This window comes from Streptomyces sp. NPDC026377 (genome assembly GCF_055567715.1).
Genome location: NZ_JBVHPV010000010.1, coordinates 69,253 through 81,926, shown reverse-complemented (window position 1 = coordinate 81,926; position 12,674 = coordinate 69,253). Strand labels below are relative to the sequence as shown.

Sequence of the window (12,674 nt, the reverse complement as noted above, 5' to 3'; positions counted from 1 at the left end):
CCGCGGCCCCTGGAGGACGGCAGGTGCGCCGATGATCGGTGGCTGGAGGGGCCGGGGCCGTGGGGCGGCAGCCCGAAGGGCCCGGACCGGGGCGCGGCAGGCGGAGAGACCCGGACCGTGGGGCGGCAGCCCGAAGGGCCCGGCGGTCCGCACACACCGCCGGGCCCGGGGAGGAAGGCCTCAGAGGGTGAGGACGACCTTGCCGTTGGCCTGCCGCCCGCGCAGCGCGTCGAGCGCGGGGCCGGGATCGCTCCAGGAGCCGACCGCCGCGACCTCGGGGGTGAGCCGCCCCTGGGCCACCAGCCGGACGAGTGAGGCGAGGTCACGCGCGACGTCGCGCCGGGTCACCTCGTCGAAGAGGTGGAGGTAGGAGATCCGCAGTCCGGGGCGGGCATGGCCCCAGTCCAGCGGCAGCCGCAGCTCCTCGCGCACGGTGTTGCCGTAGCACACGACCGTGCCGCCCGGCCGTACGCGCCCGAAGGCGCCGGTGAGCACCTGGCCGCCGACGCTGTCGACGAGGACGTCCACCACACCGCCGGTGGCGCCCTCCTCGTACGTCTCGACGGTGTGGGCGCCCAGCGCCCGCAGCCCCTCCGCGCGGCCCGGGGAGCCGACCTGGGCGATCACCTCGGCGCCCGCGGCGGCGGCGAGCTGCACCAGCATCCGGCCCACTCCCCCGCCCGCACCGGTGACCAGCACGGATCTGCCGAGCAGGGGACCTGCGTACTCCAGGGCGTACAGCGCGGTCAGTCCGGCCACCGGCAGGGCGGCAGCGGCGGGCCAGTCCAGGTCGGCCGGCACGGGGGCCAGCCGGGTGGGCGAGAGGGCTATGCGCTCGGCCCAGCCGTCGCGTTCGGCGAGCGCCGTGACGCGGGTGCCGGCCTCGGGGCCGCTGCCGTCGGCGGCGGCGCGCAGGACCGTGCCCGCCACGTCCCAGCCGAGCCGGGAGCCGGGCGGGAGCCGGCCCATCAGGGCGAGCTCCCCGCGGTTGACGGCGACCGCGCGCACCTCCACGAGCGCCTGGTCGGGGCGCGGTCCGGGTTCGGCGACCGATGCGAGGCGCAGGGCGGAGTCACCGCAGACGAGTGCCTTCACGAGGCCTCCGCCCGCTTCGCCGGGGTCCATGGGGACATGGGTGTCGCTCTCCTTCGGTGAGAGGGGACTGCTGCCGGGGATGTGGTGCGGGTGTGCGCGAGCTCGTGGCCCGGGTGCCCGTCGGTCACCACCGCAGACCGCCGTTGACCTCCAGGACATGGCCGTTGACGTAGTCGGAGCCGTCGTCGGCGAGGAAGAGGGCCGCGTCGGCGACCTCGTCGGCCCGCCCGGCGCGCCCGGCCGCGATCTTGCCGCGGTAGTAGTCCCAGACGGCTTCGTTGCGGGCCAGTTGGCGTCCCATTCCCTCGTCGATGAAGCCCGGGCTCAGGCAGTTCACCGTGATGGGGCGGCCCGCCATCTCGACGGCGACGACACGGGTGAGCATCTCGATCCCCGCCTTCGACGCCGCGTACGCCGACGAGCCCGGGGCCACCCGGGTCGCGAGCGCCGACGACAGGGTGATGACACGGCCGCCGCCGTCGCGCGCCAGGTACGGAAGCGCCGAACGCACGGACAGGAACGTGCCGTTGAGGTTGGTGGAGATGACATCGGCCCAGTGCGCGGCGTCCAGCCGCTCGGCCGGGCCTGCCCGGCTGACGCCCGCACCCGCCACCAGGACGTCGAGGCGGCCGTACGCCTCGTAGGTGCCGCGCATCAGCTCCTCCACCGAGTCCGGGTCGCGGACGTCGACGGGGTGGTAGGCGAGGTCGCCCTCACCCACCGGCGGCAGTTCGCGCCCCTCGTCGGGCTCGCGGGCGGCGCAGACGACGCGGCACCCTTCCTTGGCGTATGCCTGGGCGATCGCGTACCCCAGGCCTTTGGTGCCACCGGTGACGATGGCGACCTTCCCTGCGAGTCGCACGTGTGCCTCCTCGGGGATCGTGTCGACGGGCTCCGACGGTACGGAATCCCGAGGGAGGCTGGCTGAACTCCCGATGGGGGGCCGCGATGGAGCGAGTTGACGGATCCTGAACTCTCCTGGGAGGTCCGGCCGGGCCCCGGGGATAGTCTCGCTGAACAACGGGACCACCGGTTGTCGGCGGTTTCGTCGATCCGGCAGAACCAACGGGAGGTCGTCATGGAATTCTCGGTGCTCGGTTCGCTGCGGGTGCGGGAAAACGGTCAGGATTACGCCCCCACGGCGCCCAAGCAGCGTCAGCTCCTCGCGCTGCTCGTCTTCAACGCCAATCAGGTCGTCACGGTCGGCACGTGTATCGAGGAGCTGTGGGGAGAAAGTCCTCCGGATACCGGGCTTTCCACTCTCCAGTCGTACGTTCTGCAGCTCAGGCGCATCCTGAAGCGTGTGCCGCGTATCGGCAGCCTCAAGGCGGCACGTGAATCGCTGCAGACCCGGGACGGCGGATATCTGCTCACCGTGCACCCCGGCGGACTCGATGCCGACCGATTTCACGATCTCGTACGACAGGGCCGGGCGGAACTCGGCAGGAACGACGCCGCCGCTTCCGAACTGCTTTCCGCGGCACTGGATTTGTGGCAGGGTTCCGCGCTCTCCGACGTTCAGGCCGGCCCCGTTCTGCGTATTCATCTGGCGGGTCTGGAGGAAACACGGATCAGCGTCCAGGAACAGCGTATCGACGCGGATCTCCGGCTCGGCAGGCACCATGATCTTCTCGGTGAACTGAGCGGGCTGTGCGCCTCGTATCCGACCCACGAGAATCTGCATGCCCAGTTCATGCTGGCGCTGAGCCGTTCGGGCCGGCGCACCCAGGCACTGGAGGTCGTCCAGCGCCTGCGCAGAACGCTCGGCGAGGAGCTCGGGCTCGAACCGTCGCCGCGGATGAACCGCCTCCATCAGGCGGTGCTGGCTTGTGACCCGGTGATCGACGCGCCCCGCGAGACCGTCCCGCTGCTCTCGCTGGATCTGCTCGCCCACAGCGGAGCCCGCTCGGCCTGACCGGATGCGGAACACCCCTCCCGGGTGGCCGGCAGCCGGAACGCCCGGCCGCGAAGACCCCATGGTCTGCGCGGCCGGGCTTTCGCGTGTCCGCGCCGGGGTGTCCCCGCCCGGCCGGGGGGCCCGCGCCGCGTGCCGCGGCCGAACCCCTGGTAACGGGCGCACGGCCACTCCGCCCCTGCCGCGCCGTGCGTCCTGTGTGGGCGGACCACACATCCACCGCACCCCGTCACCGCCGGCGCACCGGTCCGACCAGGCGGTTCGCGGGCCGGAACGGGCCGGTCGACCGGTCCTTTACCGGAACATGCCGTTTCCCGTGGTGTCCGCCACCCCCTCGGACCACCACGTGTGACATGTGTCTCCGACAGGAAGCGGGGGCCGGAAGATTGGGAGCGGCGGTAGGGGGGTCACCCCCCGCCCGGGGGTGGTCAGAGGGTGCCCCCTCACCCTTGGCACGCGAGTGCGCCCAGAGCATCGTTGGAGCCGGAATCAAGTGGTTCGCCCCGCCGGGCGGGCCTCCTTCCCACTCATTCCAAAGTCCACGGGGGACTCGATGAACGCCGCTGCCCAGACACTGGAGAACTGTCCGCCGGACGACGACTGCCATCAACGCGCCGCACCCGCGGGCTGGGACGAGCGGGTGCTCACCGAAGTGAGCACCGTGCTGTTCGCGTCCCTGCGCCGCAGTGACCAACGGCTGCGGGGCCTCGCGTATCTGCGCGGCCTGCTCGGCGCGGAGGGGCGCCGCTCGATCCGCAACATGGCTGCCCTGCTGGGTGGTTCGGCCACCGAGCAGAGCCTGCACCACTTCGTGAGCGACTCGACCTGGGACTGGGTCCCGGTGCGGCGCTCCCTGGCCCGTCACATCACCCGCCTCGACCCGCCGCTGGCGTACGTGGTGCGGCCCATGGTCATCCCCAAGACCGGGGAGAACTCCGTCGGTGTGGACCGCCAGTTCGTCTCCGAGCTGGGCCAGCTCGTCAACGCCCAGCAGGCGGTGGGGGTGTGGTCCGCCAACGAGCACATGAGCGTGCCCCTCAACTGGCGACTGCACCTGTCGCCCTCCTGGCTCGACGACCGCATCCGGCGCCGCCAGGCGTCCATCCCCGACGACCTGGGCGACCGCACCCTGGGCGACTGGGCGGTGGAGGCGGCCGTGGAGACGGCGAGCACGTGGGGGCTGCCGCGGCGCCCGGTCGTGCTGGACGCCCGGCACATGGACCTGGCCTCCACCGTCGCCGCGTTCCGGGCCGCGGGCGTCCCCTTCCTCGCCCGGATCAACGGCGCGGTCCAGCTCACCGTGACCGACCCGGCGCTGCACGGGCGTGCCCCGGAGGTCCGGCAGGCGGTTCAGATCATGACCGCCGCCCGGGACCGGATGCGCCCGGCCCCGCTGCCGGGACACGACCTCCGCAGCGACCGGCCGATGCACCTCACCACCAGGATCGGCGTCCGCCCCTCCCCCGCCGTACGGCAGTTGGCGGGGCCCGGCGACCTGGCCCTCCTGGGCGTCGCGGAGGGCCGCAGGCAGGGGCCGGTGGAGCTGTGGCTCACCGATATGACGGAGACCCGGCTGCCCACCCTGATGCGGTTGACCCGGCTCGTCCGGCGCGCCGACCACGACTTCCGCGAGACCACCGACCGTCTGGGCATCCGGGACTTCACCGGCCGCTCGTACGCGGGCTGGCACCGCCATGTGACGCTGGCGTCGGCGGCGCACGCGGTGTCGGTGCTGGACGCGGACGCGGGGGCGGCGAAGAAGGCGGGTCGGGGAGGAGGCCGGGCCTGACCTTCCGCCGCCCGCGCCGGCCGCCGCCCCGCGCCTCGGCCGACTCCTCAGCGGCGCAGCAGCGCGCACGCGAAGTCCTCCTGGGCCCGGCGCAGCTGGGCCAGGAGGGCGGGCTTGACGCTCTTGCTGGTCTGGGTCGTGATCGAGAAGGTGAGGGACCTCCTGCCGTCCGGTGTGGCGGCGGCCAGCTGGGTGTATCCGGCGGTGTTGCCGGTGTGGCCGTAGAGCACTCCGCAGCGGGTGGCGTAACGGAACAGGGCGAGTCCGGCGGAGTTGACGCCCGGGCCCGCCGGTTCGGAGGCCGCGCCGGGGCGGAACCTCAGCTGCTCCTTGCGGGTGTGCGCGGAGAAGAGGCCGCCTCCTGCGTAGCCGCGGATGAAGCGGCCCAGGTCCTTCGGTGTGGACACGACGGCGCCGGAGGCCCAGACGCCCGAGGTGTCGAAGAGTCCGGTGACGTCCTCGGGCGGGGCGGGCGGGTCGACCGCGTAGCCGTGCAGGGAGGGGCGGGGCAGCCGGTAGCCGTGGGGCAGGCTGGTGTGCTCCAGGCCCAGCGGCCGGTACACCAGGTGCTTGAGCAGCTCCTCGTAGCGGCGGCCCGTCGCCGCCTCGGCCATGAGCGCCACGGCGATGTTGTCGGAGTTGGAGTACTGGTAGCGGGTGCCCGGCCGGAAGGCGAGCGGCTCCCCGGCGGCGAACTCCAGCAGCCGGCGCGAGTCGAAGACGTGGTGGGGGTCCTCGGTCAGGATCGCGCGGAATTCGGGCGAGGCGGTGAAGTCGGGGAGTCCGCTGGTGTGGTGGAGCAGCTGGCGCAGGGTGACCTGGTGCCAGGCGGCGGGCAGCTCCGGCAGGCGGCTGCCGAGGGTGGTCTCCAGCCTGAGCCGCCCCTGGTCCACCAGGCGCAGCGCCACGGCCCCGCTGAACGCCTTGGCGATGCTGGCGATCCGCATGTGGTCGGTGGCGCGGGGCGGCTGTCCGGTCCGGATGTCCGCCACCCCGGCCCGGTAGACCTCGGCCCGGTCGCCGCGGGTGAGGACCGCGATGGCGCCGGGCGGGCCGCCGGGCGCGCCCACGAGCCGGTCGAGGTCCCGCTGGAGCGTACGGTCGTGCGGGGCGGGAGGCGTCTGCGCGGCCCCGGCGGGCGGGACGAGCGCGCCGGCCGACGCGGCGGCGAGAAGAGCGGCTACGGCCAGCGGCAGCCGGGCACGGCGTCCGGGCGGGTGTGCGACCACGTGGGTACCTCCTGAAGGCATGGCGGCGGCCGGGTCCGGCTCGCCCGTCTCCCCTGACCCAGCATCAGACGCCGGACCGCCGCACGCCTTCGCGCTGCTCCATCCGGCCCAGGTCCGCCCGCGCGCGCGGCTCCCGGGTCCTCCAGGAGGAGGCTCAGGGCCCCGCGGGCTCGTGCGCCGCCGCGTCCAGCGCCTCGCGCGCCGCGTCGAGGGCGGCGGCGCGGTCGACGGGCACCAGGCCGACCCGGGTGCGCCGGTCCAGCAGATCGGAAGCGTCGAGCGCGCCCTCGTGCCGAACCGCCCACCACAGTTCGGCGCGAGTGGTCTCCACCCCGTCGGCCACCGGCTCCCGCATCCGGGGGTCGGCCTCGCCGAGCGCGTGCAGGGCGGTGGCCTCGGTGCCGTACCGGGCCAGCAGTCTGCGCGGTACGGGCAGGGCGGCGAGCTGCGCGGGAGCCGCGGCGCCGACCAGGGGCAGCCGTGCGGTGCGGCAGGGCGCGGCCTCCATGCCCCGGGCGGCCAGCGCGGCGTCGAGGGCGTCCTGCGCCATGCGCCGGTAGGTGGTCAGTTTGCCGCCTACGACGGTCACGACGCCCTCGCTCGACGTCAGCACCGCGTGCCGCCGGGAGATGTCGGCGGTGCGGCCGCCCGCCGCCCGGCCCGGGGCGTCGTCCAGGAGCGGCCGCAGCCCGGCGAAGGCGCCCACCACGTCGTCGCGGTGGACCGGGGTGTCCAGGGCCGTGTTGAGGATGTCGAGCAGGAAGCCGATGTCGGACTCGGGGGGTGTGGGCTCGTCCTGGACGGGCCCGTCGACGGGCTCGTCCGTGAGCCCGACGTACACCCGGCCGTCGCCCTGCGGCAGGACCAGGACGAAGCGGCTGCTCTCGCCGGGCACGGGGATGTGCAGTCCGGCGGTCAGACCGGGCAGGGTGGTGCCGCGCAGCACCAGATGGGTGCCGCGCGAGGGGCGCAGGGTGACGCCGTCGACGAGCCGGTCGGCCCAGACGCCGGTGGCGTTGACGACCGCCCGGGCCCGGATGGTCAGCTCCTGCCCGGTCAGCTCGTCGCGTACGAGGGCGCCGGAGCCGGTGAGGGACAGGGCGCGGGTGCGGGTCAGGATGCGCGCGCCGTGGCCTGCGGCGGTGCGGGCGACGGCGGTCACCAGTCGGGCGTCGTCGGCCAGTTGGCCGTCCCAGGAGAGCAGCCCCCCGTAGAGGCCGTGCGGGCGCAGGCCGGGCGCGCTGCGCAGGGTCTCGACGGCCGAGAGGCGGCGCGGGCCGGGCAGGGTGCGCCGAGCGGTGCCCGCCGAGACGCGCAGCAGGTCGCCGGCGCGCAGTCCGGCCTGGGCGAGTGCGGCGTTGCGCCGCGAGGTGAGCGAGGTCAGCGGCAGCACGAACGGCTGCGCGCGTACCAGGTGGGGGGCGGTGCGCTCCATCAGCACCCCGCGCTCCACCGCGCTCTCGTGGGCGACGCCGAGCTGTCCGGAGGCGAGGTAGCGCAGTCCGCCGTGGATGAGTTTGGAGCTCCAGCGGGAGGTGCCGAACGCCAGGTCGTACGCGTCGATCGCGGCGACCGACAGTCCGCGCGAGGCGGCGTCGAGGGCGGCTCCCGCGCCGGTCGCGCCGAGGCCGACGACCAGGACGTCGACGGCCGTCCCGGCGGCGAGCCGGTCGAGGTCGCGGGAGCGGCGGGCGGCGGTGAGGGAGAAGGAGTCCGAGCGGGGTTCGGTACGGCTCATGGGGCGAGGGTCCTCTCGAGGATGTGCCGGAGCTCGTCGTAGAACGCTTCGTCGGCGAGGTCGGGGTCCGCCGCGTCGGCCATGGTCTGGAGCGAGAGCGCGAAGGACTGGATGACCAGGAAGAGCGACCGTGCCTGGCGCCTCGGGTGGTCCGCGCGGACGGATCCGTCGGCGTGCCCCTGTTCGAGCGCCTCCTGGACGTAGGCGAGCAGCGCGTCCTGGCTGGCGCCGCGCCGGTCGAAGAGGTACGGCAGCAGCAGTTCCGGGTCGACGTCGAGGATCTTGCGGAGCAGGGGGTGGGCCCGGAAGGCGCGCAGCCCCGTCACGAGCCCGTCGACCAGCTGCTCGCGCACGGGGCGGGTGGTGTCGGTGCGCGGGGTGTCCCCGACGGTGACGGACACCCACTCCCGTGTCATGACGTCGCCCACCAGGGTGCGCACGTCGGGCCAGCGCCGGTAGAGGGTCATCCGGGAGACCCCGGCCCGGCGTGCGACGTCGGTCAGGGTCGTCCGGCGGACGCCGACGGCGAGCACGCAGTCCCGGGCGGCGTCGAGCACCGCCTCGTCGTCCCGACGGTTGTGACGAATGGGCTTCATCTGTCACAGTGTAACGACGGAACGGGCGACGGCAAGCCGCCCCCCCACGCCGTGGGACCGGAACAACTGCGCGACGAAGCGGGTGATCAGGTGGGTTCGGTGGACATGCTGTGGAGCGGCTGGGGCGATCCGGCCAAGGCGGCGCCACTGCCCGGGGACGTGACGGGTCTGCTGCGGGACCTGCTGGGCGTGCGCCCGGCGGACGCCCCGGCGAAGGAGCTGGCGGCCGTCGCCCCCGGCCCCTCCCGGCTGAGCGGGGCGGCCCTGGCCGCTCTGCGGGAGGCGGTCGGCGAGGCGCACGTCCGCGGCGACGACGAGACCCGGGTGCGCCACACCCGCGGCAAGTCCACCCCCGACCTGCTGCGCATCCGCTCGGGCGAGGTCTCCGACGCGCCCGACGCAGTGGTCCTGCCCGCCGACCACGACGAGGTACTGGCCGTCCTCGCGGCCTGCACCGAGCACCGCGTGGCCGTCGTCCCCTTCGGCGGCGGTACCTCCGTCGTCGGCGGTCTGACCCCGCGGGCCCCCGGCGGCGGACACACCGCGTTCGTCGCCCTCGATCTGCGCCGGATGAACCGCCTGCTCGCCCTCGACGAGGTCTCGCGCACCGCCACCCTGCAACCCGGTCTGCGCGGCCCCGAGGCGGAGGCGCTGCTCGCCGAACGGGGTTACACGCTGGGCCACTTCCCGCAGTCCTTCGAGTGGGCCACCGTCGGCGGGTTCGCGGCCGCCCGCTCCAGCGGCCAGGCCTCGGCCGGCTTCGGCCGCTTCGACGACATGGTGACGGCCCTTCGGGTGGCCACCCCGCGCGGCACCCTGGACCTCGGCCGAGCTCCGCGCTCGGCCGCCGGGCCGGACCTGCGCCAGCTCGTCCTCGGCTCCGAGGGGGCGTTCGGCGTCATCACCTCGGTGACCGTACGGATCCACCCGACCGCCGCGACCAAGGTCTACGAGGGCTGGCGCTTCACCTCCTTCGCCCAGGGGCAGGCCGCCCTGCGCGCCCTCGCCCAGGACGGACCGCTGCCCACGGTGCTGCGGCTCTCCGACGAGACCGAGACCATGATCGGGCTGGCCAAGCCGGACGCCATCGGCAGCGGTGACTCCTTTGACGCGGGCTGCCTGGCGATCGTCGGGTACGAGGGCACCGCCGAGGACGTCGCCCATCGCAGGGCGCGCGTGCACGCGGCCCTGAGCGCGGCTCAGGGCGAGCCGCTCGGCGAGGATCCCGGCACCGGCTGGGCCCACGGCCGCTACAACGCGCCCTACCTGCGCGACGCTCTGCTCGACGCGGGCGCCTTCGCCGAGACGCTGGAGACGGCCGCCTTCTGGTCCGACGTCCCGGCCCTGTACGAGGCCGTACGGACCGCCCTCACCCGGACGCTCACCGACGCGGGCACCCCGCCGCTGGTGATGTGCCACGTCTCGCACGTCTACCCGGCGGGCGCCTCCCTGTACTTCACGGTGGTCAGCGCCCAGGGCGAGGACGCGGTGGCGCACTGGGCCCCGGCCAAGCGGGCGGCCAACGACGCCATCCTCGCCGCGGGCGGCACCATCAGCCACCACCACGGCGTCGGCACCGACCACCGCGACTGGTACGCCCGGGAGATCGGCCCGCTGGGCGTCGAGGTCCTGCGCGCGGTCAAGGACCGGCTCGACCCGGCAGGCATCCTCAACCCCGGCATCCTGCTGCCGCCCGCCCGCTGAGGCGCGCGGCACCCCACTCCCCCGCCCGCAAGCACACCGTCGTCGCCCATCGGAGCGTAGCCATGCGACAGTTCACGGCCGTCGTCAACCCCACCGCGGGCGGGTCGCAGGGCGCCGCCGCCCTGATCCCGCTGGCCCGGCTGCTGCGCGAAGGAGGCGCCGAGCTGGAGGTCGAGTACAGCCGCGGCCTCGATCACGCGCGCACGCTCGCCCGCCGGGCCGCCGAGCGGGGCCGTGTGGTGCTCGGGGTCGGCGGCGACGGCATGGCCGGATGCGTGGCGGGGGCGCTGGCCGGGACCGAGGCCCTGGTGGGCATCGTGCCCGCCGGCCGCGGCAACGACTTCGCCCGTGCCCTCGAACTGCCCTCGGAGCCCGCCGCGCTGGCCGGGATCCTGCTGCGCGGGAAGCCGAGGAAAGTCGACGCCATCGAGGTCGAGTCGGCCGCGCACGACAAGGTCGCCGTCCTCGGCAGCGTCTACGCCGGGGTCGACGCGGTGGCCAACCGGCACGCCAACGCCTCGCGGCTGCTGCGCGGCGCCGCCTCGTACTACATGGGCGGACTGCGCGCGGTACTCGGCTGGCGCACCGCCCACTACCGCGTCACGGTCGACGGCACGGTCCACGAGCGCAGCGGCTACACCGTCGTCGCCGCCAACTCCGGGTTCTACGGCTTCGGCCGGCGCATCGCGCCGGGCGCGGCCGTGGACGACGGGCTGCTGGACGTGGTCATCCTCCACGACTCGCCCCGCAGGCTGTTCTTCACCGTGATGAAGGAGCTGCAGGACGGCAGCCACGTCCGCCGTCCGCAGGTGGAGGTCCTGCGCGGCCGGGAGGTGCGCATCGAGGCGGACCGGCCGCTGCCGTACGGGGCGGACGGCGAGGTCGAGGCCGTCCTTCCGGTCACCGCGCGCGTCCTGCCGGGGGCCCTCAGCCTGCTCGCGTGAGACGTGCCCCGCGCGCCGGGGCGTACCGTCGGCGTTCCGGGGAATCCGCTCGGCATGACCACTCAAGCCGACCGCGCACAGGCGCGAACGGACAGGCGTATCACGGCGGTTCGCGTCCTGATCATGCTGGTGGCGTTCGCGGCGCTGGTGGCGTTCTCCGTCGTGCTCGCCGAGCTGACCCTCACCCCCTCGCCCGCCTCGCGGGACATCGCGGGGGCGAACCTGCGGCCCGGGCACTCGCTGCGCGAGTACGCCGACGACTACACCTTCCTCGCCGCCTGTCGCCAGGTCGGCGGCAACCTGCTGCTGGGCGTGCCCTTCGGGCTGATCCTGCCGGTGCTGGTGCGCCGGCGGCTGCGGGCGGTACGCGTGCTGCTGTACACGGTCGTCGTGATGGTCTTCGTCGAGCTGGTGCAGGGGGCGCTCGTCGAGGGCCGCGCCTTCGACGTGGACGACGTGCTGCTCAACACCACCGGGGCGCTGCTCGGCTATCTGCTGCTGGGCCGCCGCATGGGGCGCGGCTTCCACCACCTCGGGGAGTCGCGGCGCGAGGAGGACGAGGTCAAGCGGGTCCGCACGCACCGTCCGTGGCGCTTCGGCGTGCGGCGGCCGGCGGAGCCGCGCCGCTGAGCACCGCGGCCTCGTACGGACGGGGGGCCCTTGCGCTCCGTGCCCGTACGAGGCCGATCAGCGTGCGCCGGGCTTCAGGAGGCGGATCCGCCCGGCCTTCACCCGTTCCGCCCTTCCGCGTGCCCGCCGCGCCGCGCTGTCACTACGATCCGTTATGGGCTGGTTCGCCCTCGGGAGGACACCGGCCCGGCCGCGGCCTCCCCCGCCCGTACGGCCGGATCCGCGAGAGGCAGGCACACAACCCATGCTCGGTACCGACTTCGTCACCGGCTCACCCAACTGGCTCGATCTCGGCAGCCCCGACACGGCCGCCTCCGCGGACTTCTACAGCGGTGTCTTCGACTGGGAGTTCCAGTCCGCGGGTCCCGAGGCCGGCGGGTACGGCTTCTTCCAGAAGGGCGGCAGGACGGTCGCCGCGCTGGGCCCGCTCACCGAGGAGGGCGCGAGCCCGGCCTGGACGGTCTACTTCAGGACCACCGACGCGGACGCCACCGCGAAGGCGGTCGAGCAGGCCGGGGGGACCGTACGGGCGGAGCCCTTCGACGTCATGGAGGCGGGCCGGATGGCGTGCCTGACCGATCCGGGCGGCGCCGAGTTCTCCGTCTGGCAGCCCGGCAGCAACCAGGGCCTGGAGCGGACGTCCCAGGAGGACTCGCTGTGCTGGGCCGAGCTGCACGCCAGGGACGTACCGGCCGCGCTGTCCTTCTACCGCTCGCTGTTCGGCTGGCGCTCCCAGGAGATGGAGGCGCCGGGCATGACCTACACCGTGCTCTCCACCGCCGAGGGCGACCAGCAGGACGCCACCTTCGGCGGCCTCGCCGCGGCCCAGGAGGGCATGGAGCCGCGGTGGATCCCGTACTTCGCGGTGGCCGACGCCGACGCCACGACCGCCCGGGCGCGGGAGCGGGGCGGCTCGGTGCTGATGCCCCCGGCGGACGTGCCGGGCGTCGGACGGATCGCCTGGCTCTCCGACCCCCACGGCGCGCCCTTCGCCATCCTCAAGCCCGCTCCCCAGACGGCCTGAGCCGCTCCCG

General features: G+C 74.4%; 11 protein-coding genes. 6 read left to right on the top strand and 5 right to left on the bottom strand.

Going from position 1 to position 12,674, the window contains the following annotated elements:
• Window positions 1–180: 180 nt before the first annotated feature.
• Both ACZ4MU_RS21500 and ACZ4MU_RS21495 read right to left on the bottom strand, forming a co-directional pair.
• A complete protein-coding gene (locus ACZ4MU_RS21500) occupies window positions 181–1,125 on the bottom strand; it encodes a zinc-binding dehydrogenase (RefSeq protein WP_467878912.1) in 945 nt (314 codons plus the stop codon).
• A 94-nt stretch (window positions 1,126–1,219) separates the two neighbouring features.
• On the bottom strand, window positions 1,220–1,957 hold the full coding sequence (locus ACZ4MU_RS21495; RefSeq protein ID WP_467878909.1) for an SDR family NAD(P)-dependent oxidoreductase: 738 nt from the start codon (window positions 1,955–1,957) through the stop codon (window positions 1,220–1,222).
• A 216-nt stretch (window positions 1,958–2,173) separates the two neighbouring features.
• Here ACZ4MU_RS21495 and ACZ4MU_RS21490 point away from each other — a divergent pair, with 216 nt between their 5' ends.
• Window positions 2,174–3,010 (top strand): AfsR/SARP family transcriptional regulator, encoded by an 837-nt coding sequence (locus ACZ4MU_RS21490; RefSeq protein ID WP_467878906.1) that lies wholly within the window; start codon window positions 2,174–2,176, stop codon window positions 3,008–3,010.
• A gap of 553 nt (window positions 3,011–3,563) precedes the next feature.
• Entirely contained in the window at window positions 3,564–4,799 is a 1,236-nt protein-coding gene (locus ACZ4MU_RS21485) for an IS701 family transposase (protein WP_467878904.1), read from the top strand.
• 47 nt (window positions 4,800–4,846) lie between these two features.
• On the opposite strand, the gene ACZ4MU_RS21480 is transcribed toward ACZ4MU_RS21485, so the two are convergent.
• The 3 genes from ACZ4MU_RS21480 to ACZ4MU_RS21470 all read right to left on the bottom strand — a co-directional run bounded on the left by ACZ4MU_RS21480 (window position 4,847) and on the right by ACZ4MU_RS21470 (window position 8,362).
• Window positions 4,847–6,049, bottom strand: coding sequence for a serine hydrolase domain-containing protein (locus ACZ4MU_RS21480; RefSeq protein ID WP_467878901.1), 1,203 nt, complete (start codon window positions 6,047–6,049; stop codon window positions 4,847–4,849).
• 133 nt (window positions 6,050–6,182) lie between these two features.
• Window positions 6,183–7,766, bottom strand: coding sequence for a glycerol-3-phosphate dehydrogenase/oxidase (locus ACZ4MU_RS21475; protein WP_467878898.1), 1,584 nt, complete (start codon window positions 7,764–7,766; stop codon window positions 6,183–6,185).
• The gene (locus ACZ4MU_RS21470) at window positions 7,763–8,362 is read right to left on the bottom strand and encodes a TetR/AcrR family transcriptional regulator (protein WP_467878895.1); all 600 of its coding nucleotides are present in this window, start codon (window positions 8,360–8,362) and stop codon (window positions 7,763–7,765) included. Before ACZ4MU_RS21470 ends, ACZ4MU_RS21475 begins: the two co-directional genes overlap by 4 nt.
• 99 nt (window positions 8,363–8,461) lie before the next feature.
• Here ACZ4MU_RS21470 and ACZ4MU_RS21465 point away from each other — a divergent pair, with 99 nt between their 5' ends.
• From ACZ4MU_RS21465 to ACZ4MU_RS21450, 4 genes are all read left to right on the top strand, one after another.
• Window positions 8,462–10,066 (top strand): FAD-binding oxidoreductase, encoded by a 1,605-nt coding sequence (locus ACZ4MU_RS21465; protein WP_467878892.1) that lies wholly within the window; start codon window positions 8,462–8,464, stop codon window positions 10,064–10,066.
• A 62-nt stretch (window positions 10,067–10,128) separates the two neighbouring features.
• Complete coding sequence (locus tag ACZ4MU_RS21460) at window positions 10,129–11,010, top strand: diacylglycerol/lipid kinase family protein (RefSeq protein WP_467878889.1); 882 nt, start codon at window positions 10,129–10,131, stop codon at window positions 11,008–11,010.
• A 54-nt stretch (window positions 11,011–11,064) separates the two neighbouring features.
• A complete protein-coding gene (locus ACZ4MU_RS21455; protein ID WP_467878887.1) occupies window positions 11,065–11,640 on the top strand; it encodes a VanZ family protein in 576 nt (191 codons plus the stop codon).
• A 244-nt stretch (window positions 11,641–11,884) separates the two neighbouring features.
• A complete protein-coding gene (locus tag ACZ4MU_RS21450) occupies window positions 11,885–12,664 on the top strand; it encodes a VOC family protein (protein WP_467878885.1) in 780 nt (259 codons plus the stop codon).
• The last annotated feature ends 10 nt before the right edge of the window (window positions 12,665–12,674 follow it).